At 70.7% G+C, this 23,644-nt stretch carries 22 protein-coding genes; 12 read left to right on the top strand and 10 right to left on the bottom strand.

Annotated features, from left to right (window positions below; all coding sequences use genetic code 11):
• A partial coding sequence (locus AC5L30_RS30630; protein WP_494871567.1) for a glycogen/starch synthase occupies positions 1 to 140 on the bottom strand: 140 nt, incomplete at its 3' end.
• A 136-nt stretch (positions 141 to 276) separates the two neighbouring features.
• Entirely contained in the window at positions 277 to 2,220 is a 1,944-nt protein-coding gene (locus tag AC5L30_RS30625; RefSeq protein ID WP_494871560.1) for an amylo-alpha-1,6-glucosidase, read from the bottom strand.
• Positions 2,221 to 2,262: 42 nt separating this feature from the next.
• Between AC5L30_RS30625 and AC5L30_RS30620 the strand changes: the two genes are divergently transcribed.
• A complete protein-coding gene (locus AC5L30_RS30620; RefSeq protein WP_494871558.1) occupies positions 2,263 to 4,971 on the top strand; it encodes an MGH1-like glycoside hydrolase domain-containing protein in 2,709 nt (902 codons plus the stop codon).
• Positions 4,972 to 5,099: 128 nt separating this feature from the next.
• Here AC5L30_RS30620 and AC5L30_RS30615 read toward each other — a convergent pair whose 3' ends face one another.
• Entirely contained in the window at positions 5,100 to 6,257 is a 1,158-nt protein-coding gene (locus AC5L30_RS30615; protein WP_494871556.1) for an FAD-dependent oxidoreductase, read from the bottom strand.
• A gap of 100 nt (positions 6,258 to 6,357) precedes the next feature.
• Between AC5L30_RS30615 and AC5L30_RS30610 the strand changes: the two genes are divergently transcribed.
• Complete coding sequence (locus AC5L30_RS30610; protein ID WP_494871554.1) at positions 6,358 to 6,957, top strand: TetR/AcrR family transcriptional regulator; 600 nt, start codon at positions 6,358 to 6,360, stop codon at positions 6,955 to 6,957.
• Positions 6,958 to 7,246: 289 nt separating this feature from the next.
• Here the strand turns inward: AC5L30_RS30610 and AC5L30_RS30605 are convergent, their stop codons facing one another.
• A complete protein-coding gene (locus AC5L30_RS30605) occupies positions 7,247 to 7,630 on the bottom strand; it encodes a DoxX family protein (protein ID WP_494871552.1) in 384 nt (127 codons plus the stop codon).
• Positions 7,631 to 7,809: 179 nt separating this feature from the next.
• Between AC5L30_RS30605 and AC5L30_RS30600 the strand changes: the two genes are divergently transcribed.
• Together AC5L30_RS30600 and AC5L30_RS30595 are read left to right on the top strand one after the other, a co-directional pair.
• The gene (locus AC5L30_RS30600; protein ID WP_494871551.1) at positions 7,810 to 8,703 is read left to right on the top strand and encodes an RNA polymerase sigma-70 factor; all 894 of its coding nucleotides are present in this window, start codon (positions 7,810 to 7,812) and stop codon (positions 8,701 to 8,703) included.
• Between the two features lie 172 nt (positions 8,704 to 8,875).
• The gene (locus tag AC5L30_RS30595; RefSeq protein WP_494871549.1) at positions 8,876 to 9,994 is read left to right on the top strand and encodes a serine hydrolase domain-containing protein; all 1,119 of its coding nucleotides are present in this window, start codon (positions 8,876 to 8,878) and stop codon (positions 9,992 to 9,994) included.
• A gap of 83 nt (positions 9,995 to 10,077) precedes the next feature.
• Here AC5L30_RS30595 and AC5L30_RS30590 read toward each other — a convergent pair whose 3' ends face one another.
• A complete protein-coding gene (locus AC5L30_RS30590) occupies positions 10,078 to 11,277 on the bottom strand; it encodes a low temperature requirement protein A (RefSeq protein WP_494871547.1) in 1,200 nt (399 codons plus the stop codon).
• A gap of 177 nt (positions 11,278 to 11,454) precedes the next feature.
• Here AC5L30_RS30590 and AC5L30_RS30585 point away from each other — a divergent pair, with 177 nt between their 5' ends.
• Both AC5L30_RS30585 and AC5L30_RS30580 read left to right on the top strand, forming a co-directional pair.
• Positions 11,455 to 12,033: a TetR/AcrR family transcriptional regulator gene (locus AC5L30_RS30585; protein ID WP_494871545.1), complete on the top strand. Its 579-nt coding sequence runs from the start codon at positions 11,455 to 11,457 to the stop codon at positions 12,031 to 12,033.
• Between the two features lie 112 nt (positions 12,034 to 12,145).
• Positions 12,146 to 12,856 (top strand): HAD family hydrolase, encoded by a 711-nt coding sequence (locus tag AC5L30_RS30580; RefSeq protein WP_494871543.1) that lies wholly within the window; start codon positions 12,146 to 12,148, stop codon positions 12,854 to 12,856.
• Between the two features lie 422 nt (positions 12,857 to 13,278).
• Here AC5L30_RS30580 and AC5L30_RS30575 read toward each other — a convergent pair whose 3' ends face one another.
• The 5 genes from AC5L30_RS30575 to AC5L30_RS30555 form a co-directional block, all read right to left on the bottom strand.
• On the bottom strand, positions 13,279 to 13,554 hold the full coding sequence (locus AC5L30_RS30575) for a hypothetical protein (RefSeq protein WP_494871541.1): 276 nt from the start codon (positions 13,552 to 13,554) through the stop codon (positions 13,279 to 13,281).
• A 47-nt stretch (positions 13,555 to 13,601) separates the two neighbouring features.
• A complete protein-coding gene (locus AC5L30_RS30570) occupies positions 13,602 to 14,033 on the bottom strand; it encodes a RusA family crossover junction endodeoxyribonuclease (protein WP_238657005.1) in 432 nt (143 codons plus the stop codon).
• Positions 14,034 to 14,218: 185 nt separating this feature from the next.
• Complete coding sequence (locus tag AC5L30_RS30565) at positions 14,219 to 14,923, bottom strand: VOC family protein (protein WP_494871539.1); 705 nt, start codon at positions 14,921 to 14,923, stop codon at positions 14,219 to 14,221.
• 269 nt (positions 14,924 to 15,192) lie between these two features.
• Positions 15,193 to 15,375 (bottom strand): DUF397 domain-containing protein, encoded by a 183-nt coding sequence (locus tag AC5L30_RS30560; protein ID WP_494871565.1) that lies wholly within the window; start codon positions 15,373 to 15,375, stop codon positions 15,193 to 15,195.
• On the bottom strand, positions 15,369 to 16,169 hold the full coding sequence (locus AC5L30_RS30555) for a helix-turn-helix domain-containing protein (RefSeq protein WP_494871537.1): 801 nt from the start codon (positions 16,167 to 16,169) through the stop codon (positions 15,369 to 15,371). The genes AC5L30_RS30560 and AC5L30_RS30555 overlap by 7 nt, the downstream gene beginning before the upstream one ends.
• A 280-nt stretch (positions 16,170 to 16,449) precedes the next feature.
• On the opposite strand from AC5L30_RS30555, the gene AC5L30_RS30550 reads away from it, so the two are divergent.
• The 6 genes from AC5L30_RS30550 (at position 16,450) to malQ (ending at position 23,634) form a co-directional block, all read left to right on the top strand.
• Entirely contained in the window at positions 16,450 to 16,731 is a 282-nt protein-coding gene (locus AC5L30_RS30550) for a flavin reductase (protein WP_494871535.1), read from the top strand.
• 313 nt (positions 16,732 to 17,044) lie between these two features.
• Positions 17,045 to 18,331 (top strand): ABC transporter substrate-binding protein, encoded by a 1,287-nt coding sequence (locus tag AC5L30_RS30545; protein WP_494871533.1) that lies wholly within the window; start codon positions 17,045 to 17,047, stop codon positions 18,329 to 18,331.
• Positions 18,328 to 19,323, top strand: coding sequence for a carbohydrate ABC transporter permease (locus AC5L30_RS30540; RefSeq protein WP_494871531.1), 996 nt, complete (start codon positions 18,328 to 18,330; stop codon positions 19,321 to 19,323). Before AC5L30_RS30545 ends, AC5L30_RS30540 begins: the two co-directional genes overlap by 4 nt.
• 1 nt (position 19,324) lies before the next feature.
• A complete protein-coding gene (locus AC5L30_RS30535) occupies positions 19,325 to 20,161 on the top strand; it encodes a carbohydrate ABC transporter permease (protein WP_494871529.1) in 837 nt (278 codons plus the stop codon).
• A 10-nt stretch (positions 20,162 to 20,171) separates the two neighbouring features.
• Positions 20,172 to 21,380: an ABC transporter ATP-binding protein gene (locus tag AC5L30_RS30530; RefSeq protein ID WP_494871527.1), complete on the top strand. Its 1,209-nt coding sequence runs from the start codon at positions 20,172 to 20,174 to the stop codon at positions 21,378 to 21,380.
• Between the two features lie 196 nt (positions 21,381 to 21,576).
• Positions 21,577 to 23,634 carry a 4-alpha-glucanotransferase gene (gene malQ, locus AC5L30_RS30525; RefSeq protein WP_494871525.1) on the top strand — a complete coding sequence of 686 codons (2,058 nt, stop codon included), beginning with the start codon at positions 21,577 to 21,579 and terminating at the stop codon, positions 23,632 to 23,634.
• The last annotated feature ends 10 nt before the right edge of the window (positions 23,635 to 23,644 follow it).

Raw genomic sequence — 23,644 nt, 5'->3', positions numbered from 1 at the left:
GCGGCGGCGAGGGCGACGGAGAGGGCGTGCACGTGTCGTCCGAGACCGCCGACGAGCACCGGCGGGTACTCCCAGGAGAGCATCAGCACCCGCAGCTGTCGGGCGGGGTTGATGTCGATCACGTGGGCATCGGGTGACATGCGGCCCCCTTTGAGTTGTCCCCGGGCGCGCGCCGATCGACACCGAATCGATGTCGCCGTCGCGTCTGGATCGAGGCCAATCCTGCCGGGATCGCGATAACCAGCGGCGACACCACCGTTGCGGTCGTGTAAAGCGCTACTGGCTCTTTCGCCGCACCCGCAGCAGCTCGGCCACCGACCATGCCTGGAACGGGCACCCGGTAGCGGTGTGCGGCGCGAGGCCATCGGCCGTCTCGCTCACCGAGCCTATCCCATATTCCATCAAATGGGCCTCAATGCCTACGAATACGTCATCGACGGACATCTTCCCCCGGCGGGCGGCATCCACGTACGGGCCGAGCAGCCACGGCCAGACCGTGCCCTGGTGGTAACCCCCGTCCCGGTCGGCCGGGCCACCCCGGTGCCGGCCCACGAACTCCGCCGAGTCCGGGGCGAGACTGCGCGGCCCGAGCGGGGTGAGCAGCCCGCCCGCGACCCGCCGCAGCGTCGCCTCGTCCGGCTCCATCGGCGCGTACGGCAGCGACCAGGCCAGCAACTGGTTGGGGCGCAACGCGTCGTCGTCGTGCAGGGCGGCGCCACCCAACGGGTACGCCGGCGCGGGCGCGTCCAGCACGTCGTGCAGCCAACCGGTCGGCGCCGGGAACCGCTCCCGGAACGAGGCGGTCGCCTGCCCGTGGCGTCGCCACAGCTCGTCGGCGTCCCGCCCGGCCAGCTCGGTCAGCTCCGCGAGCCCGGCCAGCCCGTTGATCCACAACGCGTTGACCTCGACCGGCTTGCCGGTACGCGGGGTCACCGGCACCCCGTACACCCGGGCGTCCATCCAGGTCAGCGCGGTGCCCGCGGCGCCCTGGGTGAGTAGCCCGTCGGCCGGGTCGACGCGGATCCCGTACCGGGTGCCGGCGGTGTGGGCGTCGATCACCGCCCGCAGCGCGGGCAGCAGCTCGTCGCCGAGGTCGGTGTCGCCGGTGACGGTGACGTGCCGGCTCACCGCGTGCAGGAACCACAGCGTGCCGTCGACGGTGTTGTACTCCACCCGACCGGTGTCGGCCGTGTTGGCGAGCATCCCCTCGGAGAGCGTCGCCGCGTACGCCCGCAGCAGCTCCCGCCCCTCGTCCGCGCGACCCGTGCAGAGGAACAACCCCTCGTACGAGATCATCGTGTCCCGCGACCACGCCCCGAACCACGGGTAGCCGGCCACCACGTCCACCGCCGCCTGGTTGGTGCGCACCACGAACGCGTCGGCGGCCAGCGCCAGGGTGGCCTCCACGTCGTCGGCCGGCTTCGCCGTCGCCACCGCCTGACGATTGCGCCGTCGGGCCGTCGCGACGATCTCCGTGGCCGGCGGCGGTTCCTCGTCGAGTCGACCGGCCCAGGCCCGCACCGACACCGTGTCGCCGGGGCGTTCCAGCTCACCGGAGAAGCGGCCCGCGTACCAGAGGTCCTCGTCCGGGTGTAGGCCCCGACTAGCCTCCTCGCGATGGTGCACGCCCAGCCACCACTGCCCCTCGGGCACCCAGCCCGGGCCGGCGAGCCGGTACGCGCCCTCGACCACCGCGCCGTCGGCCACCGCCTCGACCTGCGGGACCGGGCCGTCGGCCCGCCGTTCGCCGTGCGCGTCCCGCCAGGTGCAGGCGGCGGAGAGCTCCAGCCGGACCGGACCACCGGCGACCAGCCGGTGCACCACCGCGACGCAGGAGCGGCCGGGCAGCATGGCCAGCTCCCGTTCGATCACCACCGCGCCGATCCGCCACCGCCAGCGGGGTAGCCCGTCGACCAGGTCGAAGCGCTCCAACAGCTCGAAGCCGCGCGGGTCCACGTCGCCGGAGGCCCACTCGTGCGCGCCGAGGCGTACCCGCGCGCCGGACGGCAGGGTGACCGCCGGATCGAGACTGACCAGTCCCACTTGACGGGACGCCGGCGTTTCGCCGGGAACCACCAACAGACCGTGGTAGCGACGGGTCCGCAGCCCGCCGACCGTGCCCATCGCATAGCCGCCGAGGCCGTCGGGGACCAGCCACTCCCGGCTGGCCGCGCTGGTCAGATCGCCACAGATCTGCGGGCCGAAGTGAATGTCGATCAACTTTCCTCCACCGGCGGCGGGGTGTAACACGCCACGACGAGAATGGCCGCTGTGGTCAAGTACCGCGGCGACGTCAAAGATGTGCACGTGATCACTGACCGATCGTCCTCCGACGCCTCGCCACCCGACGCTGAGCGGCTCCGGCTCGCCCAGGCCGACTCGGGGGAGCAGGACTGGCGTGCATGGGGTCCCTATCTGTCCGAACGGGCGTGGGGGACGGTGCGTGAGGACTACAGCGAGCACGGTACGGCCTGGGACTACTTCCCGCATGACCACGCGCGGTCCAGAGCCTACCGGTGGAATGAAGACGGGATGGCCGGCGTCTGCGACGAACGACAGACCTTCGCCTTCGCCCTGGCCCTCTGGAACGGCAAGGACCCGATCCTCAAGGAGCGGATGTTCGGCCTCGGCGGCGACGGCGGCAACCACGGCGAGGACGTCAAGGAGTACTGGTGGTACGAGGACTCCACGCCCACCCACTCCTGGATGCGCTGGCGCTACCACTACCCGCAGGCCGCCTTCCCGTACGACGAACTCGTCGCGGTGAACGCGTTGCGCGGCCGCGACGACACCGAGTACGAGCTGGTGGACACCGGCATCTTCGACGACGACCGGTACTGGGCGGTGACCGTCGACTACGCCAAGGCGTCCCCGACCGACCTCTGCATGGTGGTGACCGTCGCCAACCGGGGCGACCAGGCGGCGACCCTGCACGTCCTGCCCACCCTGTGGTTCCGTAACACCTGGTCCTGGGGCCTGCCCGGCGGCGACCGGATCCCCCGGCTGACCGGCCAGGGCACCCGGCTCGTCGGCGAGCACCGGGTGCTCGGCCAACTGCTGCTGGAGGGCGACGGCGGCCCGGTGCCGCTGCTCTGCGACAACGACACCAACGCCGAACGGCTCTGGGGCCTGCCCGGCCGCTCGCCGTACCCGAAGGACGGCATCAACGACCACGTCGTCAACGGCGCGGCCACGGTCAACCCGGCCCGGGAGGGCACCAAGGGCGCGCTGCACTACGTGCTCGACGTGCCGGCCGGCGGGCAGCGCCAGATCCGGCTGCGGCTCACCCGCACCGCGTCGCCGCCGGCCGCCGCGCCGCCACCCCCGGCCGACCTCAGCGACGGCTTCGAGGCCGTGGTGTGGGCGCGGCGGGCCGAGGCGAACCGGTTCTTCGCCGGGGTGATCCCGCCGGCCGCCACACCCGACGAGGCGCTGGTGGCACGGCAGGCCATCGCCGGGCTGATGTGGGGCAAACAGTTCTACCACTTCGACGTCAAACGCTGGCTCGAAGGCGACCCGGGCTCGACACCGCCGCCGGCCGGGCGTCGGCACGGGCGCAACAGCGCCTGGTGGCACATGACCAGCTTCGACGTCATCTCCATGCCCGACCCGTGGGAATACCCGTGGTACGCGGCCTGGGACCTGGCCTTCCACTGCGTGAGCATCGCCCGGGTCGACCCGGGCTTCGCCAAGGAGCAGATCCTGCTCCTGCTCCGCGAGTGGTACCTGCACCCCAACGGGCAGATCCCGGCGTACGAGTGGGCGTTCGGTGACGTGAACCCGCCGGTGCACGCGTGGGCGGCGCTGAAGGTGTTCGAGATCGACGGCGGCCGGGACTACGAGTTCCTGGCCCGGGTGATGCACAAGCTGCTGCTCAACTTCACCTGGTGGGTCAACCGCAAGGACACCGGCGGCAACAACGTCTTCGAGGGCGGCTTCCTCGGGCTGGACAACGTCGGGCCGTTCGACCGCTCGGCGGCGCTGCCGGTCGCCGGTGTGCTGGAGCAGTCCGACGGCACCGGCTGGATGGGCATGTACGCGCTCAACCTGCTGGACATGGCGATCGTGCTCGCCGAGCATGACCGGACCTGGGTGGACACCGCCACCAAGTTCTTCGAGCACTTCGCCTACATCGCCGCCGCCGCGTACGAGCAGGGGTTGTGGGACGACGAGGACGCTTTCTTCTACGACGTGCTGCGCCTCGCCGACGGCACGAAGGTGCCGTTGAAGGTCCGCTCCGTCGTCGGGTTGCTGCCGTTGGCGGCCACCACCCGGCTCACTGCCAGGACCCTGCACCACCTACCGGAGCTGGGCGCCCGGCTGCGCTGGTTCCTCACCAACCGTCCCGAGTACGCGCAGGTGATCGGCACCCGTCGACTGGGGCCGGACGGCCGGCAGCAGCGGCTGCTGTCCATGGTCGGCCCGGAGCAGGTGGTCCGCCTGCTCGCCCGGATGCTCGACCCCGACGAGTTCCTCTCCGATTTCGGCCTCCGCACGCTGTCCCGCGCGCACCTGGACAAACCGTTCTCGGTCACCCTCGGCGGGCAGGAGTTCTCCGTCGGCTACGAGCCGGCCGAGTCGACCAGCGGACTGTTCGGGGGCAACTCGAACTGGCGCGGTCCGATCTGGATGCCGACGAACTTCCTGCTGATCAGCGCGCTGCGGGACTACGCGGCGTTCTTCGGCGACGACCTCCAGGTGGAGTACCCGACCCGCTCCGGAGTGAAGCACACCCTGGATGAGATCGCCGACGACCTTTCCGCCCGGCTGATCGCGCTCTTCACCCAGGATGACTGGGGTCGACGGCCGATCTACGGCGCGTGCCAGCTCTTCCAGACCCACCCGGACTGGCGCGACCTGATCGCCTTCCCCGAGTACTTCCACGGCGACAACGGGGCCGGTCTGGGCGCCTGGCACCAGACCGGCTGGACGGCCCTGGTCGCCGACCTGATCCTCACCCTCCGCCGCTGACCCCGCCATCCCGCTCCCTGCCCGCCCACGCCCCCGCCCTGTCCGCGCCCGCCCAGCCCCCGCCCCCGTCCACGCTTGCGGGTGCGTTTCGAGCCCGGCGGCGGGCTGTGGGCGACGCGGGGCACCACTCAGCGGTTCGCTCGTTCGATACCTCGCCGGACGAGGCCGCTGATGCCGGGGAGGGTGATCGCCCGGATGGTCAGGTCGCTCAGCCAGACGTGGAATCGGCTGGGCGGCGCGTACTGGGCCATTCCCCGGCGGGCGAGTGCCTGTCGTTTGCTGACCTCCGGGCGCAGTCCGGTCTCCCACTCGGCGAGTGCCGCCGGGAGGTCGTCGGCGTGCCGCCGCAGGGCGGCACCGAGGTGGTCGGCGCCGGCCAGCGCGAGGGCCGCGCCGTGTCCGGCGAAGAGCGTCACGCACCACGCCGCGTCTCCGAGCAGCACGATCCGGCCGGTGCTCCAGCGCGGCATGACCACCTGGCTGACGGCGTCGAAGTAGGCGCTGGCCGGGTCGTTCTCCAGGTGGTCGATCGCGTCGGGCACGCCACCCGACAGACCCCCGAAGGTCGCCCGGAGCGCGTCGACCGGCCCGCGCCCCAGCTCGGCGGCAGGCTCCGCGCTGCGGTAGGTGAAGAACGCCGACGATCGCCCCGGCCCGAGGTTGACGATCGCCGCGGTGCGCCTCGGGCCGATGTACGTGGTGGCGGACGACTCGGGCACGCCGGGTACCGGGTGGGTCAGGGGGAAGGCGGCCACGAGGTACGGGAGGTCCACCCGGAAGTCGGGCCCGAACGCGGTGGTGCGGGTGGCGGAGTGCACCCCGTCGGCACCGACCAGCAGGTCGGCCTGCTCGGTGGTGCCGTCGCTGAACTCCACGCGTACGTGATCGGTGTCCTGGTCGACGGAGGCGACGGTGGTGCCGAACCGGATGTCGACACGGTCCCGTACCGCTGCGTAGAGGCTGGCCTCCAGGTCGCCGCGGAACACCGAGATGGCCCGCTTGCCGAGTGCGGCCTCGGCGATGGCGGACGGCACGGTGAACTTGGGTCGTCCGTCGGCGTGGACCAGCACGGTGGTGAAGAGCCCCAGGTCGGCCTCGGACAGCGCGGGGAGCAGGCCGAGGCGTTCGGCGGCGTCGTAGCCCGGCCCGATCAGGTTGACCATGTAGCCGCTGCTGCGCCGGGCCGGGGCGCGTTCGGCGACGATCACCTGCCACCCGTCCTGGCCGAGTCGTAGCGCCGTGGCCAGCCCGGCTATCCCCGCGCCCACGATCACCGCACGTTTCATCCAGCACCTCACAACTTAGAATGAGCATCTGCTCAAACCAGTATGAGCGACTGTTCATACCGACGCAAACGGCGGCGGCGCAACGGCCTAGACTTCAGCCATGCCGCGCGGAGTCGCCATCCCAGCGCTCAGACAGCAGCTTTTCGCTGCCGTCGAGCGGTTGATCGTGGAAGAGGGGCCGAGCCGGCTCACCGGTCGGGCGGTGACGCGCGAGGCCGGCGTCGCGACCGGCCTGCTCTACGCCCACTTTTCGAACTTCGACGATTTCCTGACCGGGTTCGCGGTAGACCGCGTCTTCCACATCTCCGGTGAGGTGGCCGGCCTGCCGGAGCGCGCCGGTTCCGGCACGGTCGCCGACAATCTGCGCCAGGCCGTCCTGGCCACGCCGTTGGGCACGCTGACAGCGTTGACCCGGTTGACCGCATTCCGGCCGGAGTTGACGGCGAACGTCGAAGCGGTCCTGGGCAGCGGGATGTCGGGGCTGCGGGGGGTCGAACGCGCGGTCGCCCGCTACCTGGCCGCCGAGCAGAGCCGTGGGCGGGTGCCTGCCGGTGCCGACACCGAGGCGCTGGCCCTGGCGGTGGTCAGCGTCCTGCACCACGTCGCGTTGACCGGCCACACCGACTCGACAGCGGAGTCCCGACTTCAGCGGGCTGTCGGCGCGCTCACCGACGGTTTCCCCGCCGCCGCACCCTCCTGAGCGCCGCGCCGCACGGAGGCGTCGCCGCCCTGCGGCGCCCGGAAACGGTCACTGATAGCCGACGTGGACGATCAGCTTGCCCTCTCTGGGGTTGGCCCCCACATAAACAGACGCCGGGTCGAACAGGGTCGGCGGCAGAACGACAGGACCCACAGGCACGACAGCAAGCCCAGCGTGACGGACCCGGCCACAAGAACCTGCTTCGTGCGTCTGCGCAGCGCGGTCCGCGTCGTCATCGCGCGAGGATAGCGGGGCACGGTCGAACCGCCGGGGCGGCAGTGGGCTCCGGTCAGCCGGTGAAGGGCTCGGGTCCGAGGCGGCCCCAGGCCACGAACGCGGCCACCGCGAGGTAGACCAGATTCAGCCCGACGAACCTCGCCTCGCCATGACGCAGGTGGGTGATCATCGCGCCGATCATCAGCAGGACCCAACAGATGGCGGTCACCGGCACCAGCACCGGCGCGATGTCCAGCACGGCGGGCAGGATGAGACCGACCGCGGCCAGGAGTTCGAGGACCCCGAGGGTCTTGACGAAGCCGACGCTGGCGTCGTCGGTCCACCCGCCGCCGTTGGCCGCGGCCAACTTCTGCTTGGGTACGAACGTCTTGGTGATGCCGCCAGCCAGGGCGACTGCGGCCAGCAGTCCGGCCGCGATCCATAGTGCCAGGTTCATGAGTTTCCCTCCGTATCGGGTCACACAGGAGACACCGCCGGCCGGTGCGCTGTGACAGCTCGTCGGGTGACGAGGAGCACTGACACCTGGCGTCACAGCAGGCGGGAGGCCGGTGTCTGGTGGGCGACGCGGTCGAGATCGAGGAGACTGGAGCACGCATGGATGCTGGGGGCGGAATCATGGATGCGGACGACCGTGAGGACCCGGCTGTCGACGCGTTCGTCACCCATCGAAATCTGCTCTTCACCGTCGCGTACGAGATGCTCGGCTCGGCCGCTGACGCGGAGGACGTACTCCAGGAGACCTGGCTGCGGTGGGCGGACGCGGATCTTCCGGCGGTGCGGGACCAGCGCGCCTACCTGGTTCGGATCACCACCCGACTGTCGCTCAACCGGCTGCGGGCGGTCGGCCGGCGCAGGGAGTCCTACGTCGGCTCCTGGTTGCCGGAGCCGCTGCTGACCGCACCCGACGTCGCCGACGATGTCGAACTCGCCGAGAGCGTCTCGATGGCGATGCTGCTGGTGCTGGAGACGCTCGCGCCGACCGAGCGGGCGGTGTTCGTCCTCCGCGAGGTCTTCGACGTGGGGTACGACGAGATCGCCGAGGCGGTCGACAAGAAGCCGGCCGCCGTCCGCCAGATCGCCCACCGGGCACGGGCGCACGTCGCCGCGCGCCGGCCCCGGGGGACGGTCTCTGCGGCGGACACCCGGCGGGCGTTGGACGCGTTCCGGCGGGCCGTCGAGACCGGTGACGTGCAGGGCCTGCTCGACGTCCTCGCGCCGGATGTCGTGCTCATCGGCGACGGCGGCGGGATCAAACAGGCGCTGCTGCGACCGGTCACCGGAGCCGACAAGGTGGCCCGACTGCTGGCCAGCAGGCAGGTTCAGGTCGCCGCCATGTCGTTGCGGCCCGCCGAGGTCAACGGCTACCCGGCGCTGGTCCTCCGGCTCGACGGTGAGATCGACTCGGTCGTCGCGCTGCGCATCGACGACGGCCTCGTCACCGGGCTCTACACCGTGCGTAACCCCGAGAAGTTGTCGCACATGCGGAGCGAGACGGCCCTGCGCCGCTGATCGACAGCCGCTTCCGTCAGCAACGCCTGGCCTCGTACGTCGTCGACGGACGCGCGCGACGAGCGGTTCACCCCCGGATCTGCTCTCCGGGGGAGCCCCGGGTGTTCCCGGATAGGTCCGTCGCGCCTCCTGGTTCAGGCTCGATCTCGACGACTGTTCCCAGGGGGTCGGGATGAGGCGAGTGCATCGGGCGTTGGTCGCGGTGACCACGGCTTTGGCGGTGATCGGGGTGCCGGCCGTTGCCAGCGCCGCATCGAAGGAGGCGGATCGCGGCGCACTGCAGAAGCGGCTGGACGACGTCGTGGCCGCCGGGGCGGTGGGTGCGTTGGCGGAAGTGCGTGACCCGTATGGCGTCTGGCGAGGCGCCAGCGGTGTCGCCGAACTGGGCGAGCCACGGCCGGTCCCGGTGGCGGGCCGATTCCGGGTGGGCAGCGTCACGAAGACGTTCCTCGCCACCGTCGTCCTGCAACTCGTCGACGAGGGGTGGTTACGGCTGGACGACACGGTCGACCGATGGCTGCCCGGAGCCGTTCCGGACGGTCACCGCGTCACCCTGCGGCAGCTGCTCAACCACACCAGCGGCCTGTACGACTATCTGCCGACCCTGCCGCTGCCGCCGGAACCGGAGTTCCTGGACAACCGGTGGCGGACCTGGAGCCCGGCCGAGCTTGTGCAGCGGGCGGTGGCCAATCCGCCGGTCTTCGACCCGCCGGGTTCGGCTTTCGGCTACTCGAACACCGCCTACCTCCTGCTCGGCCAGATCGTCGAGGAGGCAACCGGCCAGCCGTACGGCGAGGAGATCAAGCGCCGGGTCATCAAACCGTTGCGCCTGCACGACACCTCGGTGCCGGGGACATCTCCGCGAATTGCCGGCCCGCATCCGCACGGCTACGTGCGGATCCGGCAGAACGGCGAGACGAGCCTCGTCGACTACACGACGATGAACCCGTCGGTGATGGGCGCGGGTGGCGAGATGATCTCCACCACGAGCGACCTCAACCGGTTCTTCGCCGCACTGCTGGGTGGGCGCCTCCTGCCGGATCACCTGCTCGAAGAAATGACGACACCGGGTGTCGAGGGCGGCAGGTACGGGCTGGGGCTGGCCTGGTGGCGGGACACCTCGTGCGGGGTCCGTGTGTACGGCAACGACGGCGATGCCCTGGCGTACCAGTCCTGGTCGTACCTGACCGATGACCGGCGCCGCCAGGTCACGATCGTGCTTACGCCCGATTTCAGCGGCGACCCGGACGACGCCGTCGACGCGTTCCTGAACAAGGCTCTCTGCGGCTGACCAGCGAGAGCTGGGTGTGCTGATCGAGCGTGATCCGGGACCGGCCGGCATCGAGCCCGGTCGCAGGGAACCGTCGTGCGGGTCTAGTACGGGGGCGTGGGTGTCTCCGGCGGATGCCGGCGGGAGCGTCGCGTGTCCGCTGCGGCGACGCCGAGCAGCACCACGGCGGCAACCGCGCCGGCGGTGAGCGGCTGGAGGCCGGGTGCCGCCGGGGTCAGCAGGCCGAGGGCCAGCAGGCCGGCGATCCGGCTTCGGGAGACCCGGCCGAAGACCTGGTATTCGAGGGTGGATCGCCCGGCGAGGAAGAGTGCGGGGCCGCCGAAGATGGCGATGAGCCAGGTCGCCGGAACGTGCCCCGTCGGCTCGGCGATGAACAGCTCGAAGCCGACGCCGGTCAGCACGATCCCCGCGATCATGACCATGTGGGCGAACGCCATGTCGGTGGCGAGCCGGGCAGCGTTGGGGGAGCGGTCGACGGCCGTGCCCAGCACCCCTCCGGCCAGGTGGAAGTAGATCCGCCAGAGCAGAACGGTGGTGGCCAACGCCAGGACGAACCCACCCGTCTGGTCGATGTGGAACTCGCTGCCGCTGAAGGCGAGCCCGATGACGAAGATCGCCTCGCCGAGCGCGATGAGGAGGAACTGTTGGTACCGCTCGGCCAGGTGCTCGGCCGCGATCATCTGGACGCCGATCCGTTGCGCGCCGAGTCGGGGGGTCGGCCAGCCGAGGAACAGCCCGGTGTAGTCGATCAGCACCGCGAGGGTCCAGAGTGCCCCGCGGGCCGTGCCGTCGCTGACCAGCCCGCCGACGACCCAGAGCGGTGCGCTCAGGCCGAACCAGAACAGGATCCGGCTGGACTGTTGTGGGTCCGGCCGGCCGTGCCCGGCGACGTGGAAGAACACCACCCGGCCGATCTGGAGGGTCACCAGGGTGATGGCGAAGAGTGCGGCCCGTGCGCCGAAGCCCTGCGGCACGGCGACGGCCATCGTCATGGCGCCGACCAACGTCATGATGATGACGGTCTGGACGATCGGGGCGTCCGGGTCCAGCCAACTGGTCGACCAGACCGTCACCGACCAGACCGCCCACAGCGCCAGGAACAGCAGCAGAGCCTGGCCCAGGCCCGCGTACACGCCGCGCTGGCCGTCGGTGAAGTCGTCGATCAGCCGCGCGGAGATCCGGGTGAGGGCGAAGACGAAGACCAGGTCGAGGAAGAGCTCCAGGAAGGTGGCCCGCTGGCGGGTGGCTTCGCTGCGCAACAGTCCGCCGCGCTCGTTCCTCATCGGCTCGCCACCCGCCGGTGCCGGCGAACGACCACGTGCCCTCCCGTCGCGGTGATCTCCTCACCTAACGAGCCAGGGGGCGGCTGTGGCACGTGGAGCGCGGGGGCGGTCGACCACAACAGTCACCAATCCGTCATCCGACGGCTACGGCAGGTGTACGCCTCTACGCTCGTGGACGTGCCCGGACCTGCCGAGAAGGCCACTGAACAGGACCGGCGTGACCTCATTGTCACGGTCGCGCGAGAGTTGGCCGAGACGGAGGGCTGGGCGGGTGTGACCACCCGACGGCTCGCCGAACGGACCGAAATCGACATGGGTGACATCTACCGGCACTTCGCCGATCTGGAGGCGCTGATCGCCGCCGTCGCGGTGTGCGCCTTCGCCGATCTGGCCGCCGACCTCGCCGAGGCGCACGCGGAGACCGTCGGCAGCCCCGAGGGGGTCTGGCCGGCGGTCGCGAGCGCGTACCTCGACTTCGCGTACACGAACCCCGAGGTCTATGACGCGATGGTCGCGCTCACCCCCGACCTGGCCCTCGGCGTGGATGGGGTACCGGCCGCGCCGCGGGCGGTCTTCGCCGAGCTGCGGGCGGCGCTGACCCCGCTGGCTGAGGGCCGCGACCCGGACACCCTCGCCGAGGTGGGTTGGAGCCTGCTGCACGGCGTGGTGATGCTCACCCGCGGTGGCCGGCTCCGACCCGAGGGGCAGGAGGAACGCGAAGCGTTGATCGCGCAACGGCTGCTGCGATGGCCGTGACCCCCGCCGCCGCGCCTGACGCGGTTCACGGAAAATCCGGAAGATCTGACATCCATCTCCCGCCTATCCTGGCCCTCGGCCCGCCGGGCGGTGGGCATGGGGAGGGGATGGCATGGCGGTCGGCGTGGCGGCGCGGCGGCAGGCACAGGTGTTGATCTTTGATGCGGACGACACGTTGTGGGAGAACAACGTCGTCTTCGAGCGGGTGATCGACGACTTTCTGGGCTGGCTGGACCACCCCACCCTGGACCGGGCCGAGCTGCGGGCCGTCCTCGACGACATCGAGCGGGCCAACGCGGTGGCGCACGGGTACGGCAGCAAGGTCTTCCTGCGCAGCTTGGCGGAGTGCCTGGAGCGGCTGCGCGAGCGGCCGGCCACCGACTCCGAACGCCAGGAGATCGACCGGCTGGCGGTGGCCCTCGTCGAGCATCAGGTGGAGCTGATGCCCGGGGTGGCCGACGCCCTCGACGAGCTGGCCAGCCGGCACGAGCTGCTGCTGTTGACCAAGGGTGACCAGGCGGAGCAGCAGCGCAAGCTGGACGCCTGCGGTCTGCTGCACCACTTCGGGGCCGCGCACATCGTCGCCGAGAAGAACGTCGACACGTACCGGTGGCTCACTCGGGAGCACGGCTTCGCGCCGGCCGGCGCGTGGATGATCGGCAACTCCCCGAAGTCCGACATCCTGCCGGCGCGGGCGGCCGGGTTGAACGCGGTGTTCATTCCGAACGCGAACACGTGGGTGCTGGAGGACGACGAGCTGGACCCGACCGACGCCGGGGTGCTGCGGCTCGCCGCGTTCCGGGACCTGCTGCGGCACTTCTGACCGTACCGACGCCAAACAGCGTCAGCGATCATGGTCGCGTTACGCCGAGATGCCTGATTTTCACCGTGGGATCAGTCCTGCCGCCAACCATCCGGCGCGGCTTGTCCGGCCGGTCGGGGCCCGCCTAATCTGGGCCGGCGCTCACGGTCCTTCGGGGTGTGCCGGGGGCGCGACGGCGTTCGGCGGGTGAGCACCGTGGAGCTGAGTGCGGAGCGGCCGGCTCATCCCCGTTCTGGCGCGTGGCGTCGTGCCACGCCCGCGCGGCGGGGTGCCGGAGCTGTCCGCTCCCTGCCGGACAGCCGAGGGTCAGGGCCGGGTAGTTGCGGACCCGGTCCTGACCCGGCCAGCGAGTCGTTCCACCGTGCCGAGCGGGGCAGACCGCGCGCCGGGTCGGCTCCGCCGAGACTGAGAAGCGCTGCGGCTCAGCCGGCCTCGCGTCGGACGATCGCCACCGCCACCCGGCAGAACTCGTCCATGTCCGGGTTGAACCCGGCTGCGATGTCGGGATGCAACCCGGAGCGGGTCTCCTCCAACAGTCGCTGGCAGACCTGCTCGACCGGTTCACCGGTGTAGTCGGCCCGAACCCGGTCGGTGGCCGCTTGGAGCGCCGAGGTCAGCTGCTCCTCCAGCGGGCCGCGCAGCTTCTGCTGCACAGGATCGAGCCCGCGTGGGTCGAGCGTGACATGTGGCTCCGACATCGGTGCTCCCTTCGTCGGCGTCCGCGATACCCCACCGCGGACGTCGGTCAAACCCCGGTCGGTACGGCGGCGACCCGCACCTGGTACGAGAAGTCCTCGGCCGGCTCCTCGTGGTAAGACAACCGGCGGATCTGCCGGTCGTCGTCGTAGAGGGCGACGTCCACCAGGACGCCGAGGTGGGCGAGGCCGATGGTCGACACCCGCTTCTTGTCCTGCAACACCGCGCAGACGCCGCCGAGCAGGGTGCTGGCGTCGGACGTACGGTGCCCGGGCGGGCAACGCAACACCAGGTCCACCTCGATCGGCCCGGGCAACGGCGTCCAGCCGGTGCGCTGGGCCGCGGCGAGGGCGGCCTGGAGCAGGGTGCGGACCCTCGTCGCCTGCCGGTGCCCGGCGGCGAAGATGGACAACGCTTCGGTCTTGACCGGTGGCAGGCCGCTCACCTCGAACGTCAGGGCGAGAGCGCGGGTGTCCTGCACGACGGCACCTCCTCGTTGGGACGATCCTGCCGAACCGGGGGCGCGGCGGTGGGACGTTCCCGCGATTACCAACCGATCGGGCAGGCAGGGGTCGGCCGGAGGCGTGTCGACGGCGGCGGCGAACGCGCCGGCTACGGCGCTAGGAAAACGCTAGCCGACGACGCCCGCGCTCGGTAGTCGGTCGTTCACCCGGTGGGGCGTGGGGCGAAGGCGCAGAACTCGTTGCCCTCCGGGTCGGCCAGCACCCACCACCAGTGCGCGTCGTCGAGCGGCTCGCGCAGCAGGGTCGCGCCCGCCGCGATCAGCGCCATCGGCTCCGGGTCGACCAGGTCGACGTCCCAGTGCAGGCGGTTCTTGACCGTCTTGGGCTCGGGCACCCCGACGAACACCCAGTACTCCCACGGGAACCCGGCCGCGCCGGCCACCGACGAGGTGCTCGACTCGTGCTCGACGGTGCCGCCGACCACCCCGGCCCACCAGGTCGCCTGGGCGGCCGGGTCGGCCGAGTCGACGACCAGCTCGAACGGGCCGGGTCGGGTGCCCTCGCGGGCCGGGAACGCGCAGAACTCGTTGCCCTCCGGGTCGTCGAGCACCCACCAGGTCGCCTCGCCGGCCGGCTCGCGAACCAGCCGGGCGCCGTCCGCGAGCAGCGCCGCCGGGTCCGCGCCGGCCAACCGCAGATCCAGGTGTACGCGGGTCTTGCCGACCCGAGGCTCGGGCACCTTGTTCACCCAGATCGACTCGGCGTCGGAGCGGGCCGAGCGCGGGTCCACCCGGGTGTCGTCGTCACCGGCATCGGCCACGTCACCGTCGAGCATCCGGGCCCAGAAGGCACCCAGGGCGAGCGGGTCGGCGGCGTCCAGACAGAGGTCCTTGAAACGCGCGATCATGCTTCCAGCATGCCCGGTCCGAGCGGGGCGCCCGGGGAACGAGCACCGCGTGGCGGAGTCAGTGCCGCTCGGCGCCTCGTCGATCATGGAGTTGTGGTGGGTGACAAAGTCTGCGCATAACCCCAAACCAGGCACCATAACTCCATGATCGACCGGACCCGGCCGTGATCTTGCACTTACTGTCCCGACGTAAGGGGCATTCCACGCTTCTCGGCGACCTAAAGTGCAAGATCGGCGTGGGCGGCCGGTCGGGGCGTGTCTTCTCCGGGTCAGTGCTGCTTGGCGTACTCGACGAAGGTCTTCCAGGCTGTCGGGTCGATGTGCAGGGTGCCGCCGTCGCGGTCCTTGGTGTCGCGCACCAGCACCACCGTCGGCAGGTTGTCGGCGACCTCGACGCAGGCTCCGCCGTTGCCGCCGGACCGGGTCGACTTGCGCCACTGCGGGGTCAGCATGCCCATGACTTCGCCACTTCCTTGATCAGCTCGGTTGACTGCCGGCGGGGGAGCGCCTCGCTCCGCACGATCTCCCACGTCTTCGCCAGCTTAGCGACGTCGGCGGATGCATCGACGATTTGCGCACTGAGTTGGTTGTCGGCGTACGTTACGCGCTCGCCATCCGGCATCTCGGCGATGATGAACTGACCACCCATCCCCAGGTACATCCCAGCATCCACCGGGACGATGTGCACCTGGATATGGTCCGCCGCCGCCAACTGGGCCAGGTGCTCGCACTGCTCGACCATGAGGCCCGGCTGGTCGAGCACCGGCCGGCGCAGCACCGCCTCGTCCAGCACAGCGATGAGCTGCGGCGGGCGTGGGCGGTGCAGGATCGTCTGCCTCTCCAGTCGGGAGGCGACGATCCGGTCCACGTCCTCGGCGTCGAACCGGCCACCGGCCAGCGTCGCGCGGGCGTACCGCTCGGTCTGGAGCAGGCCCGGCACGTACGCCAACTCGAACCAGCGCAGCGTGGTCGCCTCCCGCTCGAACTCGATCCACTCGCGCAGCCAGGCCGGCTCGGCGTCGAGCCGGGCCAACCCGTCCAGCATGCGGAGGAAGCGTCCGCCGGTCTGGTGGTGGGTGTCGACCGCCCTCATGTACTCCTTCGTGGGCGGCCGCCCACCGGTCTCCACCGAGCTGACGTGCGAACCCGAATAACCGATGCCCCTGCCGAAGTCGTCCTGACTGAGCCCAGACCCCGTCCGGAACAGACGCAGTTCCTCCAGTACGTAGTCGGTAACGGTCCCCATTGATTCCCCAACCTTCGCTCGGTCTGGCTCGGCGTGTCCCTCATGGGTGCTCACCTGAACCGCTGAGCTGCACAAATGGCGCGAGCACGTATCGACGGTAGTCGCCTCATCACCACACTGTCACCAGTGGCGGGTCTGCTGGTGGCCGGAATGGCGGCGGTGGGCCCCTGCCCTTGGGGTCGCTCCCGTTTCCCCCTTGCGGGAGCGGCCCCGTCCCCGCCCCCGAGGAGGTCGATGTGCTCACCCCGATAGCCCAGCAGCCCTCGGCGCGGTGGCGGTGATGGTGATCCGGCCGCCCGTCCCGCACGTCGCCATGCGCCCGCTGTGGCGGTGCCGCAACTGTGGCGCCGAGTGGCCCTGCCAACCGGCCAAGCTCGCCCTGCTGACGGAGTACCGGACCAGCCGGACCGCACTGCTGATCTACCTCGGCACTCTGATGCACGAGGCGACGAACCAGCTCACTCAACTCCACCCGGATCATCCGCCGGTCCGGATGACCGAGCGCTTCCTCTCCTGGGCCAGGGCCCCGCGGTCCCCGCGCGTGATCGACTCGGCTTTCTGACAGGCGGGGCTTTCCTGGCGTGGTGACAGCGCGACTTCCAGGAAGCCGAGTCGATCACGCCCGCTGGGGCGGTCGTTCCAGGGCGGCCGAGTCGATCACGCGGGCGGCGTCGGAGCGCAGGGCGCGAGACGGCCGGTCGCTGTGCGCACTCTCCCTGTGACAGTCAGGTTTCGTGGCTTCGCGGGTGGGGCAGAGTAGCCGCACAGAGCATCCGGGCCGGGATGTTTCCGCAGGCCGCTGACCCGGAATGTCTCGCCGTGCGCCGGGGCACGGATGCCCTCCCCGGTCTTCCGCCGAGGAAAGGGGGAGGGCGATGACGGACCCCGAAACGGCTCGACACCGACGCCGGCCGGTTGTTCGGCTGGGGGCGGCCGCCGCCGCGCTGGCACTCGTCGCGCCGCTGGCCGCGTGCGGCGCGGACGACGCTGGTGGCCCACCGACGATCAACCTGTACTACCCGCCTGAGCAGAACCTGCAGAAGGTCGTCGACGACTGCAACGCGCAGGCCCAGGGACGGTACGAGATCGCCTATCGGGTGCTGCCCCGGCAGGCCGACGACCAGCGGGTGCAGATGGTGCGCCGGTTGGCCGCCGAGGACAGTGGGATGGACCTGCTCGGGCTGGACGTCACCTGGACCCAGGAGTTCGCCAGCGCCGACTGGATCCGGGAGTGGACCGGCCAGGACAAGGCCGAGGTCGAGCAGGGCACCCTCGCCGGGCCGCTGGACACCGCCCGGTACGAGGACAAGCTGTACGCGGCGCCGAAGAACACCAACGTCCAGTTGCTCTGGTACCGCAAGGACCTGGTGCCGCAGCCGCCGACCACCTGGGACCAGATGATCAGCGCGGCCCAGCAGCTCAAGGACCAGGGCAAGCCGTACCAGGTGCTCACCATGGGCGCCCAGTACGAGGGCCTGGTCGTCCTCTACAACACCCTCGCCGAGAGCGCCGGCGGGAAGATCCTCAACGACGACGGTACGCAGGCCGTGATGGACGAGGGCACGGTCCGGGCGTTGGAGCAGTTGAAGAAGTTCGCCACGTCGGGCGTGACCTCGCCGTCGTTCAGCAACGCCACTGAGGACCCGGTTCGGCTGGAGTTCCAGTCCGGCGCGGGCGCGTTCCAGGTGAACTGGCCGTTCGTCTACCCGGCCCTTCAGGAGGCGAACCCGGAGCTGGCCAAGCAGGTCGGCTGGGCTCGTATCCCGGGCATCGACGAGGGCACCCCCAGCAAGGTCACCATCGGTGGGGTCAACCTGGCGGTCAGTTCCTACTCCAAGCACCCGGAGATGTCCTTCGAGGCGGCCCGGTGCATCCGCAGCGCCGAGCACCAGAAGTTCTCCGCCATCAACGACGGCGTGCCACCCACCATCGAGGCGGTCTTCGACGACCCGGAGATGACCGAGGCGTACCCGATGAAGGACACCATCCTGGAGGAACTGAAGGAGCCGGCGACGCGTCCGCTGACCCCCGCCTACCAGAGCATCTCCACCGTGATGTCGGCGATCCTGTCGCCGCCGTCCGGGATCCGTCCGCAGCAGACCGCCGACGAGCTGCGCGGCGCCATCGCCGACGCCCTCCAGTCCAAGGGGGTCCTGCCATGAGCATCAACGCCACGCCGACCGGCGCCGATGTCGCCGCCGACGAGACCAGCGGATCGGCCAGCCAGCGTGCCACCGTGCCCACCCAGCGTGGCGGCCGTCGCAAGCCCCCGTTGAGCGAGAACAAGAAGGCCGAACGCAAGCTCGGTCTGCTGCTCTGCGCGCCGGCCGCGCTGGTCATGATCGCGGTGACCGCGTACCCGATCATCTACTCGGTCTGGCTGTCGTTGCAGCGCTTCGACCTGCGCTTCCCCGACCAGCGTGAGTTCATCGGGTTGGACAACTACGTCACCGTGCTCACCAACGAGTTCTGGTGGACCGCGTTCGGGGTGACCATGCTGATCACGGTGGTCACCGTCGCCGTCGAGCTGGTGCTCGGCATGGGTCTGGCGATCATCATGCACCGCACCCTGGTCGGGCGCGGCCTGGTCCGGACCTCGGCGCTGATCCCGTACGGGATCGTCACCGTGGTCGCCGCCTTCTCCTGGCGGTACGCCTGGACGCCCGGCACCGGCTACCTGGCCGACCTGTTCAGCGACGGCGCGCCGCTCACCGAGCGGGCCAGCTCCCTGGCGATCATCATGCTGGCGGAGATCTGGAAGACCACCCCGTTCATGGCGCTGCTGCTGATGGCCGGGCTGGCGCTGGTGCCGGAGGACCTGCTCAAGGCGGCCTCCACCGACGGCGCGACCGCCTGGCAGAAGTTCACCAAGGTGATGCTGCCGGTGATGAAGCCGGCGATCCTGGTCGCGTTGCTGTTCCGCACCCTGGACGCGTTCCGGGTCTTCGACAACATTTTCGTGTTGACCGCCGGAGGCAACGAGACGTCGTCGGTGTCGATGCTCGCCTACAACAACCTGATCCGGGGCCTCAACCTCGGCATCGGTTCGACGATGTCGGTGCTGATCTTCATCACCGTGGCGATCATCGCCTTCGTCTTCGTGAAGCTGTTCGGCACCGCTGCCCCGGGCAGCGACGACGGAGAGAGGCGCTGACATGGCTGCCGAAACCACTACCAGGGCAAAGCTGCGCTGGGGTCTGCTCGACGTCCTCGTGGTCGTCTTCGCGCTGGTCCCGGTGCTGTGGATCGCGTCGCTGTCGTTCAAGACGCCGGCCACCCTCACCGACGGGAACTTCATCCCCCGGGAGTGGACGCTGGACAACTACCGGACCATCTTCGACACCGACCAGTTCGTCCGGGCGCTGGTCAACTCGATCGGCGTCGCGCTGATCGCCACGCTGATCGCGGTGGTGCTCGGCGCGATGGCCGCGTACGCGATCAGCCGGCTGGACTTCCCCGGCAAGAAGCTGCTGGTCGGCGTCTCCCTGCTGATCGCGATGTTCCCGCAGGTGTCACTGGTGTCGCCGCTGTTCGAGATCGAGCGTCAGCTCAAGATCTTCGACACCTGGCTGGGGCTGATCCTGCCGTACATCACCTTCGCGTTGCCGCTGGCGATCTACACGCTGTCGGCGTTCTTCAAGCAGATCCCGTGGGACCTGGAGAAGGCCGCGAAGATGGACGGCGCCACCCAGGGGCAGGCGTTCCGGCGGGTGATCGCGCCACTGGCCGCGCCCGGGCTGTTCACCACGGCGATCCTGGTCTTCATCTTCTGCTGGAACGACTTCCTGTTCGCCATCTCGCTGACCTCGACCGAGCGGTCCCGCACGGTGCCGGCCGCGTTGTCGTTCTTCACCGGCGCGTCGCAGTTCGAGGACCCCACCGGGGCGATCTGCGCCGCCGCCATGGTGATCACCGTACCGATCATCCTGTTCGTCCTCTTCTTCCAGCGTCGCATCGTGTCCGGTCTGACCTCCGGCGCAGTCAAGGGATAGGTGAGTAGTCATGGCTGACATCGTGCTGGACAAGGTGAGCAAGAGCTTCCCGGACGGGACCGTCGCCGTGCAGGACGTCGACCTGGAGATCGCCGACGGCGAGTTCGTGATCCTGGTCGGACCCTCGGGCTGCGGAAAGTCCACCACCCTCAACATGATCGCCGGGTTGGAGGACATCAGCTCCGGTGAGCTGCGCATCGGCGGGCAGCGGGTCAACGACAAGGCCCCCCGGGACCGGGACATCGCCATGGTGTTCCAGTCGTACGCGCTGTACCCGAACATGACCGTGCGGGAGAACATGGCGTTCCCGCTGCGGCTGGCGAAGCTCGACAAGGAGACCATCGACCGTAAGGTCGACGAGGCGGCGAAGGTGCTGGAGCTGACCTCGCTGCTGGACCGCAAGCCGGCCAACCTCTCCGGTGGCCAGCGTCAGCGGGTGGCGATGGGCCGGGCGATCGTCCGCCAGCCGAAGGCGTTCCTGATGGACGAGCCGTTGTCCAACCTCGACGCCAAGCTGCGGGTGCAGATGCGTACGGTGGTGTCCCGTCTGCAGAAGCAACTCGGCACCACCACCGTCTACGTCACCCACGACCAGACCGAGGCGATGACCCTCGGCGACCGCGTGGTGATCATGCGCGGGGGCGCGGTGCAGCAGGTCGGGCCGCCACAGGAGCTGTACGACCACCCGCGCAACCTGTTCGTGGCCGGGTTCATCGGCTCGCCGTCGATGAACTTCCTGCACGCCGCCGTGCAGGACGGCAGCCTGCACACGGCCCTGGGTGACGTGCCGCTCGGTGACCGGGTCCGCCGGGAGCTGGAGGCGGCCGACGCGCCCCGCGAGCTGATCCTCGGCATCCGTCCCGAGCACTTCGAGGACGCCGAACTGGTCGACGACGACACCCGCCGCCGGGGCATGGAGTTCGAGGCGCCGGTGGACATCGTCGAGTCGATGGGCTCGGACAAGTACGTCTACTTCACCGTCGAGGGGGAGAAGGCCAGCGCCGCCGAGTTGGAGGAGTTGGCCGCCGACGCGGGCGCCGCCGACTTCGCCGGTGCCGGCGGCAACCTGGTGACCCGGCTGTCCGCCGAGTCCCCGGTAGCCGAGGGGCAGACGCGTCGAGTCTGGTTCAACCTGGAGAAGATCCACCTGTTCGACCCGGCCAACGGCCGCAACCTCACCCTGCACGAGGGCCGAGCCGCCGGCGCGCTCGCCGACTGACAGCGCCCGATCGCGCCGATCTTGCACTTTCAGTTGTCGACATGGGTGGAATGCCCCTTGTGTCGGGACAAAAGGGCAAGATCGACGCGGCGCGCCGCGGGCGGCGGGGCGCGGGGCGAGCGGCCTGCCGTGTTCTGCGGCGTGGGGGCGGGCGTGGCAAGGTGGTCGCAGGTCGCGTCGTGAAGCGGGGGACGGGATGAACCGACGATTGGCCGCGCTGGCCAACGCGCACGGTGTTTCCACCTGGTACGAGGATTGGCGGCACCGCCGCGTCGAGGTCGCACCGGAGACCGTGGTGGGTGTGCTGGGGCTGCTCGGCGTGGACGCCACCAGCCCGTCGGCGATCGCCGACGCGCTCACCGCCGCCCGTGCGGTGGACCGCTCCGCGTTGCCGCCGACCGTGGTGCTCACCGAGGGTGCGACCCGGGCGCTGCCCGGCCCGGGGGTGGTGACCCTGGAGGACGGTGGCCGCCGCGCGGTCGACGGTGAGCTGCCGGCGGACCTGCCGCTGGGTTGGCACCGGTTGGCCTGCGCCGACCGGGAGGTGACAGTGGTGGTGGTGCCGCGCCGGCTGCCGGTGCCGCCGCGGACCTGGGGGTGGATGCTCCAGCTCTACGCGCTCACCTCGGAGCGCTCCTGGGCCATGGGCGACCTCGGTGACCTCGCCGAGTTCACCGGCTGGGCCGGTGCCACCGGGGCGGGCCTGGTGCTGCTCAACCCGCTGCACGCGGTCGGGCCGGCGCACCCGGTGGCCAGCTCACCGTATTCGCCTGCCAGTCGACGCTTCGTCAACCCGCTCTACCTGCGGGTCGGCGACACCGCCGCGTACCGGGCGGCGGACCCGGCGACCCGTGCGGTGGTCGACGCGTTGCGTCCCGACCGGGGTCCCCTGATCGACTACGACGAGGTGTGGGCCGCCAAGCGGCGCGCCCTGGAGCTGCTGCACCCGTACGCCCAGCCGGTGGACCTGGCCGCGGACCCGGCGCTGACCAGCTTCGCCACCTGGTGCGCGCTCGCCGAGCGGCACGGCAACGACTGGCGTGCCTGGCCGGCGGAACTGCACCACCCCGACGCCCCGGCGGTCGCCGAGCAACGTCGGCGCCTCGCCGACCGGGTCGCCTTCCACGCCTGGCTGCAACACCTCTGCGACGAGCAGCTCGACGCCGTCACGGCGGCGGCCCGCTCGGCGGGGATGCCGGTCGGCGTCGTGCACGACCTGGCCGTCGGCATCGACCCCGGCGGCGCGGACGGATGGCAGCTCGCCGACGTGCTGGCCCAGGGCGTGCGGGTCGGCGCGCCGCCGGACGACTTCAACCAGCTCGGCCAGGACTGGGGGCTCGCCGCGTGGCGCCCGGACCGGCTCGCCGCCACCGGCTACGCCGCCTACCGGGAGATGCTGCGCCGCGCCCTGCGGCACGCGGGTGGCCTGCGGGTCGACCACGTCGCCGGCCTGTGGCGACTGTGGTGGGTGCCGCCGGGCGGCGGCGCGGCCGAGGGCACCTACGTGCGCTACGACGCCGAGGCGATGCTCGGCATCCTCGCGTTGGAGGCGCACCGGGCCGGCGCGGTGGTGGTCGGTGAGGACCTCGGCACGGTCCAACCGGCGGTCACCAGAGGGTTGCGGGGGCGCAACATGCTCGGCTCAACCGTGCTGTGGTTCGCGCGTGACGACAATGGCGACTTCGTGTCACCGGCGCGGTGGCCGCGCAAGGCCCTCGCCACGATCTCCACCCACGACCTGCCCACCGCGCCGGGTTTCCTGACCGGTGAGCACGTGCGGGTGCGCGACGAGTTGAAACTGCTCGGCACCGACGTGGCGGTGGAGCGGGCCCGTGCCGCCGCCGACCGGGAGCGGCTGCTCACGATGTTGCGCGCCGAGGACCTGCTGCCCGAGCCGACACCGCAGCTACCGACCGTGACTGTCGCCTCCGGGGGTGCAGAGCAAAGGACGGAGGCCGATCCGGCGTTGCCCGAGGCGACAGCGGCACCCGACGACGGCGAGGTGGTGGTGGCGATGCACGCCGCGCTCGCGGCGAGCCCGACCCGGCTGCTCGGCGTCTCCCTCTACGACGTGCTGGGAGAGGTGCGCCAACCCAACATGCCGGGCACGGTGGACGAGTACCCGAACTGGCGGCTGCCGCTGCCGGCCAGCGTGGCGCAGATCCGCGCGGACCCCCGGGTGACCCGGATCGTCGACCTGCTCAGCGCCGCCCGCCCACGACCGGCCGACCCGACGCCGGCCGCCGAGGAGTGACGCGGCGCGC

This window comes from Micromonospora sp. BQ32, assembly GCF_059358895.1.
This window is presented reverse-complemented; position numbering and strand designations above follow the sequence as displayed.